Here is a 19,825-nt window from a genome sequence, read left to right as displayed (position 1 = left end):
TTATGAAAATTTGGCAAAAAGCCAGTGGTAATAAAAAAGAAGTTGAACAATTCACAATTGGACGGGATCCTGAATTTGATCTGGTTTTAGCTCCATATGATGTTTTGGGTTCGATGGCGCATGCCACCATGCTCGAGAAAATAGGCTTATTGACCCAAAAAGAAAATCTAGCCCTGCAACAAGGTCTAAAAACTATTTTTGAGGAAATTGAAGCGGGAAAATTTGAAATAGGTGAAGGCGTAGAAGATGTTCATTCTCAAGTTGAGTTCTTATTGACTCAGCGCTTGGGTCCTGTTGGGAAAAAACTTCACTCTGGCCGCAGTCGAAACGACCAAGTGCTTGTAGACCTAAAGCTTTTTTATCGGGAAGCTATTCGAGAACTGGTTATGGAAATCTCATCGCTAGCCAATCTCTTGGCTCAGCTTTCTGAGAAACATCGTCAAGATCTCATGCCAGGATATACGCATACTCAATTGGCCATGCCTTCTAGTTTTGGTTTGTGGTTTGCGTCTTTTTTAGAGGGGCTTTCTGAAGATCTACAGCTTTTGAAAACAGCCTTTGATTTATCAAACAAAAATCCTCTAGGTTCTGCGGCTGGGTACGGGTCAAGTTTTCCGTTAGACCGAACTTTAACTACTCAATTGCTTGGTTTTGGGGATTTACACCATAACGTAATTAATGCTCAAAATAGCCGGGGGAAAACTGAACGTACATTAGCTTTTGCTATGTCTGGAATTGCAGCTACCTTAAATAGACTGGCGGATGATATTTGTTTGTTCATGAATCAACATTTTGCCTTTGTCTCTTTTCCGGATGAACTGACGACAGGATCGAGCATCATGCCGCATAAGAAAAACCCGGATGTATTTGAATTGATCCGAGCAAAAACAAACCAAATTCAGGCAGTTCCTCAAACGATTTCTCTCTTACTAACCAATTCCACGACAGGATATCATCGGGATTTACAATTGTTGAAAGAAGAAATTTTCCCAGCAATAGAAAGTTTAAAAGATTGTTTGCGAATGAGTACGTTTATGCTTCAATCGATTAAAATTCGCAAAAACATCCTATCTGATTCCTTTTATCAACATGTGTTTTCTGTTGAAGTTGTGAATGACCTCGTCTTAAAAGGAATGCCCTTTAGAGATGCTTATAAGAAAGTGGGATTGGATATTGAGGCAGGGACATTTAAACCAGATCAAAGCCAAGTTGCTCATACCCATGAAGGCAGTATTGGGAATTTAAATTTGGAAGAAATCAACCAAAAGGTACAATTGGCAGTGAACTCATTCAATTTTGAATCTATAGATGAGGCTATCAGTGCTTTATTAGGCAAATGATTATAGTCCAAAGAGTTGAATTGCCATTAGTTTTATCTTAAATTAGGTAAAACAACCCTTGATCCTGTAGTCCAATATATGTCCCAGCCTTTGCTGATCAATTCTTTGAAATATGATCTAAAATCCTCATTAGTTGTATTTTTAGTAGCCTTACCGCTCTGCTTAGGTATTGCCGTTGCTAGCGGTGCGCCTCCTATGTCTGGATTAATTGCGGGGATTATTGGAGGTGTCATTATTGGTTCCCTTTCTGGATCTCATGTAAGTGTCAGCGGGCCTGCTGCAGGCTTGACAGTTATTGTTTTGGATTCTATAGCCACTTTGGGAGGTTTTGAACTTTTCCTAGGTGCGGTAGTAATTGCTGGGATTATTCAATTGGCCTTTGGCCTTTTAAAAGGTGGCGTCTTGGGTTATTATTTCCCGCATTCCGTGATCAAAGGAATGCTAACAGCCATAGGCCTGATCTTAATTCTAAAGCAAATCCCTCATGCCTTGGGTTGGGATAAGGATGCCATGGGTGATATGGCCTTTCTCCAACTGGACAATGCTAATACCTTTTCTGAAATCTGGTATGCTATCCAATATTTTAGTCCTGGTGCTATTCCTATTACCCTCATTTCCTTATTTATCATTTACTTTTTTGAAAGACCTGTCATTAAAAATAACCCGATTTTAGGCTTGGTTCCGGGAGCTTTATGGGCAGTTCTTTTCGGAATTCTTTCGAATCAATTTTATGCCTCCTATATCCCTGAATGGACCTTGTCTGGAGAGCATTTGGTAAATATCCCTGTTGTTGAAAGAGTAGAAGACTTAGCCGACTTAGTCACTTTCCCTAACTTTTCTAAAATTGCAAGTAGCGAATTTTGGCTAATTGCCTTCACGATAGCCATTATAGCAAGTATTGAAACATTACTGAGTATTGAGGCTGGAGATAAAATGGATCCAAAGAAAAGGATCACCCCTGCTTCAAAAGAATTGGTCGCGCAAGGAATTGGAAATTCAGTGTCAGGTCTGATTGGAGGCCTTCCAATTACAGCGGTCATTGTTCGGACATCAGCTAACATTGCATCAGGTGCAAAAACCAAGCTTTCAGCCATTTTACATGGTGTTTTGTTGTTGGTTTTAGTCGTAGGAATCGCGAATCTCCTGAATCAAATTCCTTTGAGTTGTTTAGCAGCTGTTTTATTTATGGTTGGCTTTAAACTTGCCAAACCATCGATTTTTGTGGGAGAATATGAAAAAGGTCCCAATCAGTTTTTGCCCTTCATCATCACTGTTTTTGCCATTCTTTTTACAGACTTGTTGATCGGAATAGGAATTGGACTTGTCGCTGGTGTCTTTTTTGTAATGCGGACCAACTATCGCAAATCCATCATTGTGACTGAGCTCAAAGGAAAATATTTGGTAAAACTTCAAAAAGATGTTTCCTTTCTCAATAAGGCTCCTCTTCGAAAAGCCTTAGAAACTATTCCTGAAGGAAGTGAAGTCATCATAAATGCCACTAAAGCCCAATTTATCGACCATGATATTCAGGAGGTTTTGAATGATTTTATTAATGCCGCACCTGAGAAGAATATTGAAGTTGAGACAGAGGGATTAAAATACAACCTAGAGGAAATACTATGAATGATTATGAAAAGCTCTTGTTACAGAACAAAGCCTGGTCTGAAGAAAAAACAGGCATAGATGAGAATTTTTTCGAACGTTTAGCAAAACAACAAAAGCCAAAATTCCTTTGGATCGGATGTTCTGATAGCCGAGTTCCTGCAAATGAAATCACTGGCACAGATCCAGGTGAAATATTTGTTCACCGGAACATCGCCAACATGGTGGTCCATACTGATTTGAATCTCCTTTCTGTATTGCAATATGCGGTTGAGGTCCTAAAAGTTGAGCATATCATTGTATGTGGGCATTATGGATGCGGGGGTGTCGAAGCGGCTTTATCCAATAAACATCTCGGACTTATCAATAAATGGCTTCGAAATATCAAAGAAGTGTACCGTTTATACCGGGATAAAATTGATATGATTGAAGATAAAAACGGGAAGTTGGATAAACTAATAGAATTCAATGTCATTGAACAATGTCAGGATTTGATCAAAACTTCCATAATACAAAAAGCCTGGATGGAGCGAAAAGCCCCTCATATTCATGGATGGGTGTATGGGATCAAGGATGGTCTGGTGAATGAATTGGTATCTATTCCAGCTGATTTTGAAAATATCGACCCCATTTTTCGATATAGTGAAGAACAGTTAAAAGTTCCTCATTAAAAAAATTCTTGACTTCAAAGCTTTGATATATGGATTAAGGAACTTTACTTTGAGTATCCTTATACTTTTTGAGTGTGAGGATTTATAAAGAAGAGGTGAGAGACAGGCTCTGTGACCCTCTGGCAACCTTCCATCTTGGAAAGGTGCCAAATCCTGCCAATTGAGAAGGTCTCAATTGGAGCTATAAATTCTTCACAGTATGATAATTTATACCCCTTTTATTACCCCTACTACTTCACGGATTTTATTCATGTGATGGTTCTTTCTGGAATCCATCGTAGGACTTATTTATTCAAAATCTTTTCACAACCCTTTAAACCGTATTGATTATGTCAACTACCTATCGTTTTGAGACGCTACAGCTTCATGCTGGACAGGAACCGGATCCAACAACTAATTCTCGGGCAGTTCCTATTTACCAAACAACTTCCTACACCTTTAATTCTGCAGAACATGGTGCGAACCTCTTCGGCTTGAAAGAATTTGGGAATATCTATACCCGAATTATGAATCCCACCACCGATGTTTTCGAAAAGCGAGTAGCTGCATTGGAAGGAGGAGTAGCTGCTGTTGCTACATCATCTGGCCAAGCAGCTCAGTTTTTGGCTTTAAACAACATTCTACAAGCAGGAGAAAATTTCGTTTCCACTTCCTTTCTATACGGAGGTTCCTACAATCAATTTAAAGTCGCGTTCAAAAGGCTAGGAATTGAAGCTCGTTTTGCAAAGGGTGATCAGCCTGAAGCATTTGAAAAATTAATTGATGAAAACACAAAGGCTTTGTATTTAGAGACCATCGGTAATCCAGAATTTAATATTCCTGATTTTGAGGCCATAGCAGCTTTGGCCCTAAAATATGGTATCCCTTTGGTCGTAGATAATACGTTTGGTGCAGGAGGTTATTTATTCAGGCCATTGGATCATGGGGCAAATGTTGTTACCGCATCAGCAACCAAATGGATAGGTGGTCATGGAACTTCCGTCGGAGGGGTCATAGTCGATGGAGGAAATTTCGATTGGGGAAATGGAAAGTTTCCACAATTCTCTGAACCATCAGAAGGATATCACGGATTGAATTTTTGGGAGGTTTTCGGAGAAAACAACCCTCTTGGCCTTCCTAATATAGCTTTTGCAATAAGAGCAAGAGTAGAAGGCTTACGGGATTTTGGACCTTCACAAAGTCCTTTTAATTCATTTCTCCTTCTTCAAGGGCTAGAAACGCTAGCGCTTCGAGTTCAACGAACTGTAGATAATGCCCTCAATTTAGCGAATTGGCTAGAGCAACATCCGAAAGTAAGTAAAGTAAACTATCCCGGCCTTTCCTCTTCTCCTTATCATCATTTGGCAACGAAATACCTAAAGAATGGCTTTGGTGGTGTATTAAGCTTTGAAATAGCAGGCGATAAGGAAAAAGCAACCAAATTCATTGATAGTCTCCAGCTGATTTCCCATTTAGCGAATGTTGGTGATGCGAAAACTTTGATAATTCAACCTTCAGCCACCACACATCAGCAATTGACAGAGGAAGAACAACTCGCCTCAGGTGTAACTCCAAACTTACTTCGGCTTTCTGTTGGTATCGAACACATAGATGATATCAAGGAAGATTTGGAACAAGCTTTTAATAAAATCTAATGATTAACCTCACCTACCCTATTGCTCCTTCCGAAATGCAGACCAAAAATTTCCATTCGAACGTCCCATTTACCTTGGAATCAGGACAAGAATTACCTGAAATCGAATTGACTTATACTACCTACGGGCGGATAAATGCAGCTCAGGATAATGTCATTTGGATAATCCATGCCCTAACAGGAGATTCACGAGTTGGTGATTGGTGGAATGGTATGGTGGGTGAGGATAAGTTTTTTGACCCAGCAGATTATTTCATCATTTGTGTCAATTTGCTGGGGTCCTGCTATGGATCGACCAGCCCACTTTCTCAAAATCCCAAAACCGGTAAACCATACTTCTATGATTTTCCCTTACTGACAACAAGGGATATGGCTAAGTCCCTGGATTTGGTAAGGGAATCCATTGGCATCAAAAAAATTCACACGCTTTTGGGCGGGTCATTGGGAGGTCAAGTTGCTTTGGAATGGGCTTATCAATTGGGTGATTCCTTAGAAAAATTGGTCATACTGGCATCTACAGCTAAATCTTCCCCGTGGGTTATAGGATTCAATGAAAGCCAGCGAATGGCGATAGAGTCTGATTGTACCTGGGGTGAGGAAAATCCGGATGCTGGAAAAAAAGGTCTTGAAACCGCTCGGGCAATTGCAATGCTTAGTTATCGGCATCCTTCTGATTTTGCTAGGAAACAAGAAAGCCCTTCGGGAATGTTGGATAATTTTCGTGCAGCTTCTTATTTACGTTATCAAGGTCAAAAATTAGCCAAACGTTTTACTGCTTTTTCCTATTGGATTCTAAGTAAGGCTATGGATAATCATGATTTGGGAAGGAATAGGGATAGTTACCAGGATGCTTTAAAAAAGATCAAAGCTAGAACCTTGGCTGTTGGTGTAAACTCTGATTTATTGTTTTTACCTGAAGAGTCTCTGGAAATTTCCCGATTTGTCCCCAAAGGAAGTTACAGAGAAATTCAATCTACCGCTGGGCACGATGCGTTTTTGATAGAATTTGAACAATTACATTACATCCTAAAATCTTTCTATGTTAGCACTGAAAGCAGAAATTGACTTTTGGTCAATCTTCAGCTTTCTCCCACTCTACCGTGCGTCCTATCCAAGAAAAACCTAAATATCCAGTCACTTCCAATACATCTTCACTAAGTAATTTGATTTCACAGGAATAGGTATTGCCAGATTTAGGGTCGTAGATCTTCCCTCCTTTCCAAGTACCGTTTTTGTATTGCAATCCTTCCAAAATAGTCAAACCCATCAAAGGTCTTTTTCGAAGATTTTCATCGTCATTTTGGTCATCCATGGCAGGAACACCATTTCGTTCCGGTTCCAATAACCAAACGATTTTACCCATAAATTCCTTGCCTGATTTAGTTATCTGGACTTTTGCGGTTTTTTCTGTGTTATACCAAACACCAAGAATATCATCCTGTTCTTGGGCAATTACTCCGTGCATGGTGATTAAAAATAAGACAGCGAAAAGCGAAGCCAATTGACGTATTTTCATAGACGGGTTCAATTTTAGATTTAAAATCATTTTAGCTTTGAAATTGTTTTGTACACTGTTGTATTCTCAATTGAACAAGCTAAAATAAATCAAGGTCCATTTTAGTGAAAGAAGTCGAATAATGCTATTAAATCACGAGGAGGTAGAACTAGAGTTATTAAAAGAAAAAGCAATTTGGTGGAAACAAAGAGAGATATTGTTTATTTCTGATCTTCATTTTGGAAAAGCCTCCCACTTTCGGAAATCTGGTATTCCAATTCCCGAACCTATACACGACAAAGACTTAGAAAACCTTTCTTTTCTCTTTGAAAATTATCTTCCGAGCCAGGTTTATTTTTTAGGTGATTTGTTCCATAGTGATTGGAATGAATCATGGGATCAATTAATGAGTTTTTTAGATCAATACTTAGAAATTGAATTCTTTCTCGTGAGAGGAAATCATGATATTTTACCGGCTTACAATTATGAGAAGGCTCCTTTCGAGCTTTTGTCCCAACCTGTTTACATCGATAATTTAGTTCTATCCCATGAACCTTTGGAGCAAGTTGAAGATGGAGTTTTGAATCTTTGTGGACATATTCACCCTGGAATTCGAATGAAAGGTAGAGGAAGACAATCCCTTCGGATTCCTTGTTTTTACAAAACAAAGCACCATCTAATCCTTCCTGCTTTTGGACAGTTCACTGGATTAGCACTTCTTCAATTAAGCCAAGAAGCCACCGTTTTCGGAATCACTCCATCCAAGGTATTTCCTATCGTTTCTTAAAATGATTGGCAAAATCCTTGGGGATGTTTAGCTTTGGTTTGAATTTCATCTCTAAATGGCAACTTATCCTCGCAAAAAGAAAAGACTCGGTCATTTCAAATTTGGAAGTGTACTTTTTAGCACCACCCTTTCCCTATTCATTGTAGGGCTTTTTGGAGCGATTTTAATCCAAGCCAAAGGGCTTACAACAATGATACGTGAGAATGTGGAAATTCAGGTTTTTCTTGATAAGAATTTATCAGAACAGGAATTGGCCAAACTTGAAAATGACCTAAAAAACCGTCCATTTGTGTTAAGAAAAGACGATTCTGTGTCATTTAAATATATTTCTGATGAAGAGGCCGCCCAAACCTTCATCGAAAGTACGGGAGAAGATTTTACAAAATTCCTCGAAGACAATCCGCTCCGGGATAGTTTTGTTTTTACTGTGGCAGAGGAATTTCAAACCTCTGAACAACTAGCCGAAATCAGCAACGAGATTCAGACCCTCTCAGGGGTTTTTGAGGTATCCTACATGACCGATTTAGTGGATTCCATCAATAAGAATCTATTAAAAATCAGTTTGGTCATGGGTGGATTCATCTTGATTTTGGTCATTACTGTCGTAATGCTAATCAACAATACCATACGATTAGCCCTATTTTCACAGCGCTTTTTAATCCGATCCATGCAATTGGTTGGAGCTACCCGAGGCTTTATTCGAAAGCCTTTTTTAATCCGGTCATGGATTTTCGGAATGCTGGCCGGTGCAATGGCTTCTTTGATTTTGTATGGATTGATCACCTATACCCAATCAACCATTGAAGGGTTTGCACTGCTCCAAAATCAGGAATTGGTAATTGTCTTATTTGCGGTTTTAATTATTGCTGGTGGCATATTGTCCGTTCTAAGTACGCTTCGGGCGGTGAATAAATATTTAAATATGTCTTTAGACGAATTATATTAATCTATGAGCAAAGCTTCATTTCCATTTTCAAAGAAAAACTACAAGCTGATGTTTATCGGTATCGGCCTTATCATTTTAGGCTTTGTTCTAATAGGACTGGATCCCGAACCTCATGGTAATGGCGTTCTCGGGCTAACAATTGGCCCAATTGTGACTCTGAGTGGGTTTTTATTTGAAATATATGCCATTCTGGCAAAGTCAGAGTAAAGCCATTTCATGACGATGAATAACCAACAAGAAGCCTATGGAGAAGTCTTTTTGGTAGACAAACCTCTGGAGTGGACTTCTTTCGATGTGGTTAAAAAGATCCGAAACGCCCTAAAAATCAAAAAAGTTGGGCATGCTGGAACCCTGGACCCCTTAGCTACAGGACTTTTAATTGTTTGTGCCGGAAAAATGACCAAACAAATTGAAAGCTTCATGGGGCAGGAAAAGGAGTACACAGGAACCTTTGTTCTCGGTAAAACAACGGAATCATACGACCTTGAGAAGCCGGTTGTAGAAGTAGCCGATCCAAGTTCTATTACCTTGGAGCAAGTTGAAGATGCCGCTCGTCAATTGACAGGAGATATTCTTCAAGTCCCTCCTATGCATTCAGCTGTAAAGGTGGATGGAAAGCGTGTCTATGAATCTGCACGTGCAGGGAAGTCGGTTAAATTAGAGCCAAGACCGGTGACTATTCGGGAATTTGAAATTACCCGATTCGAAAATGATGAGGTGGATTTTCGGATTTCCTGTTCTAAAGGCACATATATCCGTAGTATAGCCCGGGATTTAGGCGAAATTCTTCATGTGGGAGCTTATATGAAAAGTCTTTGCAGAACCCGAATCGGCAAATTTCATTTGAAAGATGCGCATTCCCTTTCTGAATTGGTGGAAACTCTAAAATCCCGAAGGAACCATGAAAATCTATGAAGGACTTAGTGAATTCAAACCTGTTCCAAATCCTGTCGTAACAAGTGGAACTTTTGACGGGGTCCATTTAGGGCATCAAAAAATTCTACAGCGAATCCGGGAAATTGCACGGTCAATTCATGGAGAAACCATTCTTTTGACTTTTTGGCCGCATCCCCGCTTAGTGCTATACCCTGAGGAGCATAATTTACGGTTGCTGAGCACTTTTGAAGAAAAAACTAAACTCCTACGCCAATTTGGAATTGATCATCTGATTACGATTCCTTTTACAAAAGAATTTTCCCAGATGTCTTCCAAGGAGTTTATCCAAAAAATGCTTGTTGATAAAATTCATACTCGAAAACTAGTCATTGGATATGACCATCGATTTGGCAAAAACCGGGAAGGCTCCTTTGAATATTTACAGGAACATGCTTCAGACTTTGGTTTTGAATTAGAAGAAATTTCTCGGCAAGATGTGGATGCCATTGGTGTTTCCAGTACGAAAATTCGAAAAGCACTGGAATCTGGCGATATCCAAACTGCCAATTCATTTTTAGGCAGGTCATATGAGCTGAATGGAATAGTTATTAAAGGTCAGCAGATCGGCCGATCAATCGGCTTTCCAACCGCTAATGTACATATCCCCAATAGTTACAAACTCATTCCAAAAGATGGTGTTTATGCAGTAGAGGCTGAAGTAAATGGTAATTTGTACAAAGCCATGCTGAATATTGGGAATAGACCTACAGTGGATGGGACACAGAAGAGTGTAGAAACACATCTGTTTGATTTTCAAGGAGATTTGTATGGAAAGCAAATTACCATATACTTAAGAGCCTACTTGCGTGAGGAACAGAAGTTTGAGAGTTTAGCAGCCTTACAAGCCCAATTGCTAAAGGATCAGCAACAAGCTAAAATGTTACTATAAACCCAAAAATAATGATCAACAAAACAGTAAAAGATGCCCGAGAAGCTGTGAAAGACATTCCTAGCGGAGCTTTTTTAATGATGGGCGGCTTTGGATTATGTGGGATTCCTGAAAATTGCATTTCTGCTTTGTTGGAGCGTGACATTAAAGATTTAACCATTGTCTCCAACAATGCCGGTGTAGATGATTTTGGAATCGGTCTCCTTCTCAAAAAGCGAATGGTGAAAAAAATGATCTCTAGCTATGTAGGAGAAAATGCAGAATTTGAACGGCAGCTACTTAGCGGAGAATTGGAAGTAGATCTTATTCCCCAAGGAACATTAGCAGAACGTGTTCGGGCAGGAGGTGCAGGTATTCCTGCTTTTTTCACTCCAGCAGGAGTTGGAACCGAAGTAGCCGAAGGAAAAGAAACAAGAGAGTTTGATGGTAAAGTATACCTCATGGAGCGCTGGCTGCGATCAGATTTTTCTTTGGTAAAAGCTTGGAAAGGTGATACTGCAGGCAATTTGATTTTTAAAGGAACAGCCAGAAATTTTAATCCTATGATGGCAGCGGCTGGTAAAATTACCATCGCGGAGGTGGAAGAACTTGTTCCTGCAGGAGAATTGGATCCTAACCTAATTCATACACCAGGAATTTACGTCCAACGGATTTTCCAAGGTGAAAATTATGAAAAGCGGATTGAACAACGAACCGTTAGTTCCAATTGATTTATAAACCCAAGTAACCAGAGATATGCTGAGCAAACAACAAATTGCACAACGAATAGCGAAAGAAGTCAAAAATGGACAATACATCAATTTAGGAATTGGCATTCCTACTTTGGTCGCAAATTATATTCCTGAGGATTTGGAAATTGTACTTCAATCCGAAAATGGCTTATTGGGAATCGGCCCCTTCCCTACTGAAGAAGAAATAGACCCTGATTTGATAAATGCTGGAAAGCAAACAATCACGATGGTAAAAGGATCAGCTATTTTCAATTCAGCAGAATCATTTGCCATGATTCGTGGTGGACATGTCCACTTAACCATATTAGGTGCTATGGAAGTCTCCGAGCGAGGTGATATTGCAAATTGGAAAATACCCGGAAAAATGGTAAAGGGAATGGGAGGTGCCATGGACTTGGTAGCATCTGCTGAAAATATCATTGTCGCCATGCAGCATTGTTCCAAAAGCGGAGATTCTAAATTACTTCCAGAATGTACTCTTCCGATTACCGGAATTCGTTGTGTCAAAAAAATAGTCACCGATTTAGCAGTTTTGGAAATCCATAAAGAAGGTGGTTTCATCTTAAAAGAGCGAGCTCCAGGAGTAAGTGTGGAAGAAATTACTCAAAAGACTGCTGGTAAACTCATCATTGAGGGAGAAATTCCTGAAATGAAATTTTAATCAATGTCTGTTTATTCTACCTTTTTGGAATATTACCAGATGAGCTTCAAATTTGCGCCATGAAAAAATCAGAAATTAATTTCCAGATTGGTCTGGATCAGGATAATCTTCCCAAAGAAATTCTGTGGGATGCCAGTGATAAAGAAGGCGAAGGCCCTGAATCCACTCGGAGCATCAGTGTGAATGTTTGGGATAATCTTAATCAAAGTACACTTCGCATTGATCTATGGACAAATGAAATGTCGGTGGTGGAGATGAAACGCTTCTACATAGACATTATTGGAGGGATGGCACAGACTATTCTTAATAGTACGGGAGATGAATTCATGTCTGAAGAAATGAAGGATCTTTGCGATCGTCTTGTCCGGCATGTCAACGAAGAAAACGCTAAAAACAAGTGATAAAGTCAAAAAAGAGTCTGGAAAATTCCAGACTTCTTTTTTTTTAGAGATTCCTGTTTTTTGATGAATTTTTAATATTCAACGAAACCTTCTTATAAATCCTTAATATTCAAGGGGAATCTTTAATTGTTTTCTTAAAAAGTCCTCAAGTTTCCATTTAGAGCAAAAAATTTTCCAAAAAAAGGGAAAATGTTTTTCTACCTTATTTCATTGATTATTCACTTTTTGATATAAATTTCGAATGAAAATTCAGCTTTCACCCAAAGCCTGAAAGCTTTCAATCACTAAAATCCAAATTAGCCTATGAGCAATTTTACTTCAAATCTCCAGAAGATCATTATGCTTTGTCTTCTTCTGGTTTCCCTAGGAATGGGGAAAGTTTTTGCCCAAACGACTATTTCCGGTACAGTTACGGATGCAGAAACAAAAGAAACATTAATCGGAGTAAACATTATCGTGAAGGGAAAAGTAATTGGTACAATTACAGACCTCGATGGTAAGTACTCTCTTAATGTAAATCAGGCTCCTCCATTCACTTTGATTTTCTCAATGGTTGGATATACCAGCCAAGAAATTGAGGTAACGGGTGGAATGAGCACTTTGGATGTTGAATTATCAGAAGCCACAGTTTTAGGACAAGAAGTGGTAGTTTCGGCATCCCGAGTTGAAGAAAGCGTAATGAAATCCCCAGTGTCTGTTGAAAAAATGGACATCATTGCGATTCGTGAAGCTCCTCAGGCTAGTTTCTACGATGCCCTTAACAATCTCAAGGGTGTAGAAATGAGTACGCAATCACTCACCTTTAAATCCTTCAACACCCGTGGTTTCAATGCTAACGGAAACGTTCGAACTGTCCAGATGATCGATGGAATGGATAACCAAGCTCCAGGCCTGAACTTCTCTGTAGGTAACATTGTAGGTATTTCTGAATTGGATTTGGAAAGTGTAGAATTGTTGCCAGGAGCATCTTCTGCGCTTTATGGACCGAATGCCATCAATGGTATTTTGTTGATGACTTCAAAGAATCCATTCCAATATCAAGGTCTTTCTGCAAATGTGAGAACTGGTATCATGAGTGAAGATGGACGTTCTACAGCTTCCACAGGATTCTATGATTTCAGTGCTCGATATGCCAAAGCATTCAATGATAAAGTAGCTTTTAAAGTAAACTTACAATACCTGAAAGCTGATGACTGGCAAGCCAATGATTTCCGAGATCAATCATTGTTAAATGGATTTGGTATCGCTAATGGTACTAGAGAAAACAACCCTGGATATAATGGTGTAAACGTTTATGGAGATGAGACAAATGTCAATATGTTCTCCGTTGCACAGGGAATGGTTGCTGCAGGCGTACTTCCTGAGGCAGCGTTGGGAATTATTCCAACAAATGTGAATGTATCCAGAACCGGTTACTTCGAGCGTGATGTTGCCGATTATGGAACAAAGTCTTTGAAATTAAATGCTGCTTTGCATTGGAGATTAAATGACCGAGTAGAAGCGATTCTACAAGGTAATTACGGCTTCGGTACCACTGTATATACTGGTGCTGACCGCTATTCCATTGCTAACTTTAACTTAGGTCAATACAAGGCAGAGCTTAGAGGTTCAAACTGGTATTTAAGAGCCTATACCACTCAGGAGCGTTCAGGTGATGCTTATGCTGTCGGAATCGCTGCTCAAGGTATCAACGAAGCATGGAAACCAAGTACGTTGTGGTTTCCTCAATACGTGGGTGCTTATACACAAGCTATTCAAGGAGGTTTGACTCCTGAACAAGCCCATGGAGCAGCTAGAGCTTTCGCGGATCAGGGTAGATTTTTGCCTGGAACTGCTGAATTCAACCAAGCTTTGGCAGATGTTACTTCTCGACCTATTCCAGGAAATGCCTCTGGCGTAGGTGCTCAATTTGTAGACAAGACCAACTTATACCATGTAGAAGGTTCTTACAATTTGAGTGACCAAATCAAGTTTGCTGAATTTGTAGTAGGTGCTAACTACCGGGTTTATCAATTGAATTCAGAAAAGACTCTTTTCGCTACAGATGAAAATGGCAATGAGTTTAATATCAAGGAATACGGTGGATATGTACAAGGATCCAAGTCGCTATTTGATGACAAGTTCAAATTAACAGCTTCTGTACGTTACGATAAGAATGAAAACTTTGCAGGACAGTGGTCTCCTCGTGTTTCTGGTGTTTATTCTACAGGAAATCACAATTTCCGAGCATCTTATCAGACCGGTTTCCGAATCCCAACTACACAGGATCAATACATTGACCTGTTAACTCCTCAAGCAAGATTGTTGGGTGGTCTTCCACTATTCAGAGATCGCTATAACTTCAATACCAATCCGGTTTACACCCTTACCACTGTACAAAACTTTGGTGCAGGTGTGGCTGCTGATGTCTCTAATCCAGCAATTATCCAAGCAGCTATTTCTCAAGCGACTCAAATTGTACTTCAGCAAGTAGCAGCAGGTCAGATTCCAAATGATCCAGCGGCTATTGCTGCAGCTATTCAAGCCTTGACTCCACAGCTAGTCCCTGTTATTGCAGCGGATAACAACTTGGATACTCTTCAACCATTTGAGTTGACAGAATTCAAGCCTGAGCGAGTGAAGTCTTTCGAAGTAGGTTACAAAGGAATCTGGGGTAACAGATTGTTAGTAGATGCTTATGCTTACTTCAACCGATTTGAAAACTTCATCGGAGGTCAAGTATTAGTTCAGGATGGAGATCCTACAACTGGTAGCCTAGGTCCAAATGCTATTTCCGGCTTGAACCTAATAGGAGTTGGTCCAGGAGGAAGAAATGTATTCTCAATCCCAGTTAACAGAACAGAGATTATCAAATCTTGGGGATGGGCTTTGGGCTTGGATTATAAATTTAACAAAGGTTATACTTTAGGAGGTAACGTTTCTTACAATACTCTTTCCAACTTGGATGAATTAGTAGAGACTGGTTTCCAACCTTCATTCAACACTCCAGAGTACCGTTATGTCGTAAACTTTGCAAATCGTGAAGTTTGGAAAAACTTTGGTTTTGCTATGGCTTACAGATGGCAAGGTGAATTTGCATGGCAGTCTTCCTTCGTTGGACCAGCTGTCTCTGCAGGTCAGCTTTCTGTTATGCCGGCCTTTGGAACTTTCGATGCACAAATCAGCTACAAGTTGAAAAGCATGAAGTCAATCTTGAAAATTGGTGGATCCAACCTATTTAGCAATGGCTATCGCCAGGCTTGGGGTAACCCTACCGTTGGAACCATGTATTTCGTAAGCTTGACTTTCGATGAGTTCTTGAATTAAGAAAGAAACAATCAACCACCAACCCTACAAAAAGACCGCTGCATGGCGGTCTTTTTTTATGTTTCTTCTTCAGATCAATCAGTTCACTTCATGAAAATATTCTCTTCCAAAAACCCGAGAATATATCCAAACAGGTATTTGATCATGATAGGGCATTAAATCCTTAAGAACCTTTTGTTGACTCTCATGAGCCTGCATTGCGCTAAGGACTTGTTTGAAGTTTTCATGCGTATCGATGGAAAAATCCGGAAGCGGTAGACCCTTTTCAGGATCTTTTGGATAATTCCGTTGAAAGCCTTCGGAAACCTTAAGCGCAAAAGCAATCTGCTTGGGTGAAAGCGTAACTTGAAAAAGCTGAGATGGAGAAAAGTCGGATTGCCCCTTATTATCAAGAAAAACTTCCTGCACAGCTAAACCGCTCAAACGATGATCAGGATGGCCATAAAGCCCAACCCTAGAATCGTAACTTAGAAGGATTTCCGGTTGAATTTTTTCAATCCAAAACCTCGCTATTCCCTTAATACTGTCCAAGCCTAAATCCGCCAAGCCACTGTCGGGATAATCCAAAAGATGTAACTCTTTCACTCCTAGGGCAGCAGCGGCGTTTTTCATCTCTTTCGAGCGAATTTCTCCTAATTCCTGTTTAGAAAAATTTTCTTTGGAGCTTCCAGCTTCCCCTTTTGTCAAACATACTAAATGGACTTTATGACCTTTTTCAATCAAGGAAATTAGCGTACCGGCAACCGTTATTTCGTCATCGGGATGTGGGAAAAAAGCCATTATTGTCTTGGGCTCTTCAACTGGAATTAAAGAATCCCTTTCTGGAATATCTCGGTTATGAAGAAGTTGATTTCCCGCTATGATCAAAATAAAAGGGGATAGTAGGAGTATCATCAAAAGTCCTGCTATCCCCCATTTCAAGAGATTTTTCATTCCTCCTGATTCAGCGTCGATAAAAAGCTAACTAAATCCCGGATTTCCCGCTTGCTAAGGATTGCTCCCATTGCTGGCATACTGGATGGTGCTAATTTTTTGGACTTAATTTGATCTATGGAATAAGTATTTTCCTCCCCGCTTCCAGTTCTCAAGCTTACTGAAGCCTTTTCATCAGCGAGTAAGGTACCACTTACAGTTTCTCCATTCGATAGTTCCAAGGTCACAAATCCAAAGTTGGGAGCTATTCTTGCACTTGGATCGACCAAGGCAATCAATAATTCCTCCCTGCTGAGTCTATTTGCAATTCCATTTAACCGTGGACCTGCATTTCCTCCCATATCATCATAAGCATGACATCGTATACATTGAGCTGCTTGGTTTTGGAAAAATATAGTTCTTCCATTTCGAACACTTCCTTCCGCCAAAGCTCCTTGATATAGCTTCCAAGCCTCATCATTGGATTTAGCCTCTAACTCCTGATCAAATTGAGCAATCAAGTCTTCGTTCCCTGTTTTATCAATCGCTTCTTCCAATTCAATCCAAACTGCAGGATCTAATTTTCCTGATTTAAAATCAGCTAATATGATATTCCATCCATCGACTGCACTGGACTCTTCAAGAGTTGAAAGCGTCAGCAGCGCTTGTCTTTTTTCATCATTAGATTGATTTTGAATGATATTCAAAAGAAGATCTTCTTTTTGTTTTGAATCTAAATCCGACTGGGAAAGCAGGGACAAACCAGCTACTCGGACAGCTTGATTTTTATCATTCATAGCCACAGGAATGGCCGCTGATAAATCTTCTGAGCCCATTCTGTCCAAAGCTACTATAGCCGTAACTTTTAAATCAGGATCAGAGGAATTATTTATTACAGTGAGCAAAGCACTTCCAGCCTCTAAAATTTCAGCTTTTCCAAGAGCTTTTGCAGCCTCAATTCGAACTTCTGCTTGGCTATCATTCAGAAGGGATAACAATACAGGCGTGGCCTTTTCATGAAGCAAACTTGAATTCCGAACAACGACCCCGCGATACCTACCATCGACACGATCAACGACAGATGGTTTTGCCCAAGTCCCAATAGCTGCTATTGCTTCTGTTTTCATAGCTTCAGGAACATTCTTTCGGCTGATATATGCCAATAGATCAGTCAATTGTTGCTCACCTCCTACCCGTTGATTCGCGCTGATAACTCTGCGAATTAATGGTTCATTTTGAAATGGTGTGGTCTGGATCAATGCAGCTAAATCTGGGAGGGATTCTTCAACCGAAAAATCGTCATGGATCGCACGTGCTGCTTCAGTGACAATTAATTCCTCTGAATCCTTCAAAAAATTGGATAGACCAGGGCTTTCCAATCTTCTGAGTGCTATTACAGCCCCCATCCGAACAGCGGGAGATGCATGATCGTGGAGACTAATAAGTTTTTCTTCCTGTCCAATTCTGGCAAGTGCTAGACTAGCTGCATGTCGGATATAGGCATCTTCATCGTTGTTTCGTTCTAATAGATTAACTAATCCATCAAATGCATTTTGATTGGATGTCCTACCCAGTGCCTCAGCAGCAAAAAACTGAGCTCTTGCATTCTCATCTTGAAGGTTTTGAATTAATTGAGAAGCAGCTTTCGGATACCGAATATCCCCCAACCATTTTGCGGATTGGGCGCGAATTTCTGCATCAGCATCAGTTAGATAAGGAACAATCAGATCAGCATAGTCCATGTTTTCAAGACGAGCCAATTGACTCAAACCTACGATGGCATGAATACGCGCGTATTGATTTGATGGATCTGAAAGCACTTCTTCAAATACATCAGCTCCTTTTTGTCCTCGTTTTGCCAATTCGAATTGGGCCTTGCGACGAACCCTTAAATCCGCATGGAAAAGTTTTTCTTTTAAATCCTGCTCAGATACCTTTTTATAGTCTGCTTGAAGTTCTTTTTGAGTATCTGACTGAAATTCCCATCCCTTAGCAGAATCATCTTCCAACTTCCAAATCCGTCCATAATTTTTTGTGCCCCAGCCGGTAATCCAATCAGCAAAATATAAGGCTCCATCAGGCCCGAAATCCATCCCTGTAGGCAATACTCCTGATAAGATTCGTTCCGTTGTTTTCAGTTCAAAAGTGGCCCCTTTCGGTTCTAGGGTAAATGCATGAATTCCGGAATTAGCGGCATTACCCACAAACTCCACAACAAAAAAATGATCTTTCCATCTTGGACCTAAGCCTGCTCCCGGATTAAAAACCATTCCGGTGGGTCCCGAAACATAATTTTGAATAGGGGGTGTAATAAAAGCTGCTTGCTTATCCCAACGAGGAGTGAATAGACGTTCATCCATCCAAACTTTATAAGTATTATTATCGGGGTCCCGATATTTGCCAAACTGCCAGTTGATTCGCCATCCTGTATCAGATCCATTCGTTAGGTATACCAATCGTTCTTTTTCACCAGCATGATCCCCATCATTATCGACTGAAATCAAATTGGTATGAGCATCAAATACGAATTCGTGGGTATTTCGAACCCCCATCGCATAAATTTCAAAGTCGGAACCATCTGGATTTGCTCGAGCAATTACACCCCGATTTGGGTATTTCCATTCTTTTCCATCAGGTCCTTTTCCGTTAAACCCAATATCTCCTATTCCCCAATAAATTCGGCCATCAGGCCCCATTTCCAAACCTGACATTCCATGGGCCCCAAATCCGATGTGAATTCCATACCCATGCGATAAGGACTCCTTTTCATCCATGATTCCGTCCCCATTTTTATCAATCAGTCTCCATAGGTCTGGACCTACTCCAACAAATAGCGCATCCTCCCCTTTCATGACGGCTCCTGCGACATCGGTAACTTCATCATTAAAGTCTTCCACTACCAATTGCGACTCATCTGCAAATCCATCCCCATCTGTATCCGAAAGACGATAGATTTCCTCTTTTTCAACGGTCATATCCCGCCAATCATGAGAACCATCTCCATTCAAATCGTCCAGCCAGGAATTGATTTCACTACGTTCGGGAGACAATTCCTCATGGAGGAATTTCCGCTTGTCTTCAATGGTTTGTAGGCTAATAGATCGGATTTCCCAGTCTTGGTGGCCACGAATGTCAAACTCAGAGTTTTTTTGCCTATTCGTGCGAGAATAATAAATATCCCCATCATCCGTCATGTGAATAGAAATGGGATCATATACCAAGGAATCAACTGCCCAAACAGATAATTCAAGACCTTCTTTGATGACGGGGCTTACCGTGGATTTTGCAGCTTCAACTTGGGCAAGGATTTCTTCCTTCGCTAGTTTTTTAATGTGGAGATCTACGGGCTCTTTGGGCTTGCATGAAAAGACCAAAATTGAAATACAAAAGCTATAGCTTAGAGCTTTAGGAAGGAATTTGAGATTAGGCATAGTTCGGGTTTACTGGTATTTGAATCTAAAATAATGAAAATCAAATTATACCCTTATCCACTTGTAAAAAAGCAAATAGTTATA

17 protein-coding genes and 1 riboswitch are annotated in these 19,825 nt (G+C 40.1%); of the genes, 14 read left to right on the top strand and 3 right to left on the bottom strand.

Going from position 1 to position 19,825, the window contains the following annotated elements; genetic code table 11:
• Positions 1 to 2: 2 nt before the first annotated feature.
• The 5 genes from argH (at position 3) to metX (ending at position 6,311) form a co-directional block, all read left to right on the top strand.
• Positions 3 to 1,340: an argininosuccinate lyase gene (gene argH / locus HWE15_RS07830; RefSeq protein WP_290506963.1), complete on the top strand. Its 1,338-nt coding sequence runs from the start codon at positions 3 to 5 to the stop codon at positions 1,338 to 1,340.
• 78 nt (positions 1,341 to 1,418) lie between these two features.
• Positions 1,419 to 2,963, top strand: coding sequence for a SulP family inorganic anion transporter (locus HWE15_RS07825; RefSeq protein WP_290506962.1), 1,545 nt, complete (start codon positions 1,419 to 1,421; stop codon positions 2,961 to 2,963).
• Entirely contained in the window at positions 2,960 to 3,613 is a 654-nt protein-coding gene (can, locus tag HWE15_RS07820; RefSeq protein WP_290506961.1) for a carbonate dehydratase, read from the top strand. Before HWE15_RS07825 ends, can begins: the two co-directional genes overlap by 4 nt.
• Positions 3,614 to 3,692: 79 nt before the next feature.
• A riboswitch (SAM riboswitch) is annotated at positions 3,693 to 3,803 on the top strand.
• Positions 3,804 to 3,942: 139 nt separating this feature from the next.
• Complete coding sequence (locus HWE15_RS07815; protein ID WP_290506960.1) at positions 3,943 to 5,247, top strand: O-acetylhomoserine aminocarboxypropyltransferase/cysteine synthase family protein; 1,305 nt, start codon at positions 3,943 to 3,945, stop codon at positions 5,245 to 5,247.
• Between the two features lie 35 nt (positions 5,248 to 5,282).
• Complete coding sequence (metX, locus tag HWE15_RS07810; RefSeq protein ID WP_290507010.1) at positions 5,283 to 6,311, top strand: homoserine O-acetyltransferase; 1,029 nt, start codon at positions 5,283 to 5,285, stop codon at positions 6,309 to 6,311.
• Positions 6,312 to 6,318: 7 nt separating this feature from the next.
• Here the strand turns inward: metX and HWE15_RS07805 are convergent, their stop codons facing one another.
• Positions 6,319 to 6,762 carry a DUF2147 domain-containing protein gene (locus tag HWE15_RS07805; RefSeq protein WP_290506959.1) on the bottom strand — a complete coding sequence of 148 codons (444 nt, stop codon included), beginning with the start codon at positions 6,760 to 6,762 and terminating at the stop codon, positions 6,319 to 6,321.
• Between the two features lie 121 nt (positions 6,763 to 6,883).
• On the opposite strand from HWE15_RS07805, the gene pdeM reads away from it, so the two are divergent.
• The 9 genes from pdeM (at position 6,884) to HWE15_RS07760 (ending at position 15,398) form a co-directional block, all read left to right on the top strand.
• Positions 6,884 to 7,528 (top strand): ligase-associated DNA damage response endonuclease PdeM, encoded by a 645-nt coding sequence (gene pdeM / locus HWE15_RS07800; RefSeq protein WP_290506958.1) that lies wholly within the window; start codon positions 6,884 to 6,886, stop codon positions 7,526 to 7,528.
• A 55-nt stretch (positions 7,529 to 7,583) separates the two neighbouring features.
• A complete protein-coding gene (locus HWE15_RS07795) occupies positions 7,584 to 8,474 on the top strand; it encodes an ABC transporter permease (protein ID WP_290506957.1) in 891 nt (296 codons plus the stop codon).
• 3 nt (positions 8,475 to 8,477) lie between these two features.
• Complete coding sequence (locus HWE15_RS07790; RefSeq protein ID WP_290506956.1) at positions 8,478 to 8,681, top strand: DUF3098 domain-containing protein; 204 nt, start codon at positions 8,478 to 8,480, stop codon at positions 8,679 to 8,681.
• Positions 8,682 to 8,696: 15 nt separating this feature from the next.
• A complete protein-coding gene (gene truB, locus HWE15_RS07785) occupies positions 8,697 to 9,389 on the top strand; it encodes a tRNA pseudouridine(55) synthase TruB (RefSeq protein WP_290506955.1) in 693 nt (230 codons plus the stop codon).
• Positions 9,376 to 10,299: a bifunctional riboflavin kinase/FAD synthetase gene (locus tag HWE15_RS07780; RefSeq protein ID WP_290506954.1), complete on the top strand. Its 924-nt coding sequence runs from the start codon at positions 9,376 to 9,378 to the stop codon at positions 10,297 to 10,299. Before truB ends, HWE15_RS07780 begins: the two co-directional genes overlap by 14 nt.
• A gap of 11 nt (positions 10,300 to 10,310) precedes the next feature.
• A complete protein-coding gene (locus HWE15_RS07775; RefSeq protein ID WP_290506953.1) occupies positions 10,311 to 11,009 on the top strand; it encodes a CoA transferase subunit A in 699 nt (232 codons plus the stop codon).
• Positions 11,010 to 11,034: 25 nt separating this feature from the next.
• Entirely contained in the window at positions 11,035 to 11,691 is a 657-nt protein-coding gene (locus HWE15_RS07770) for a 3-oxoacid CoA-transferase subunit B (RefSeq protein ID WP_290506952.1), read from the top strand.
• Positions 11,692 to 11,750: 59 nt separating this feature from the next.
• Positions 11,751 to 12,092, top strand: coding sequence for a gliding motility protein GldC (gldC, locus tag HWE15_RS07765; RefSeq protein WP_290506951.1), 342 nt, complete (start codon positions 11,751 to 11,753; stop codon positions 12,090 to 12,092).
• 303 nt (positions 12,093 to 12,395) lie between these two features.
• Positions 12,396 to 15,398 carry a carboxypeptidase-like regulatory domain-containing protein gene (locus HWE15_RS07760; protein ID WP_290506950.1) on the top strand — a complete coding sequence of 1,001 codons (3,003 nt, stop codon included), beginning with the start codon at positions 12,396 to 12,398 and terminating at the stop codon, positions 15,396 to 15,398.
• 78 nt (positions 15,399 to 15,476) lie between these two features.
• Here the strand turns inward: HWE15_RS07760 and HWE15_RS07755 are convergent, their stop codons facing one another.
• Together HWE15_RS07755 and HWE15_RS07750 are read right to left on the bottom strand one after the other, a co-directional pair.
• Complete coding sequence (locus HWE15_RS07755) at positions 15,477 to 16,331, bottom strand: PIG-L deacetylase family protein (protein WP_290506949.1); 855 nt, start codon at positions 16,329 to 16,331, stop codon at positions 15,477 to 15,479.
• Positions 16,328 to 19,741, bottom strand: coding sequence for a HEAT repeat domain-containing protein (locus HWE15_RS07750; RefSeq protein ID WP_290506948.1), 3,414 nt, complete (start codon positions 19,739 to 19,741; stop codon positions 16,328 to 16,330). Before HWE15_RS07750 ends, HWE15_RS07755 begins: the two co-directional genes overlap by 4 nt.
• Positions 19,742 to 19,825: the final 84 nt, after the last annotated feature.

Source organism: Algoriphagus sp. (genome assembly GCF_013373065.1).
Classification (GTDB): Bacteria; Bacteroidota; Bacteroidia; order Cytophagales; family Cyclobacteriaceae; genus Algoriphagus.
This window is presented reverse-complemented; position numbering and strand designations above follow the sequence as displayed.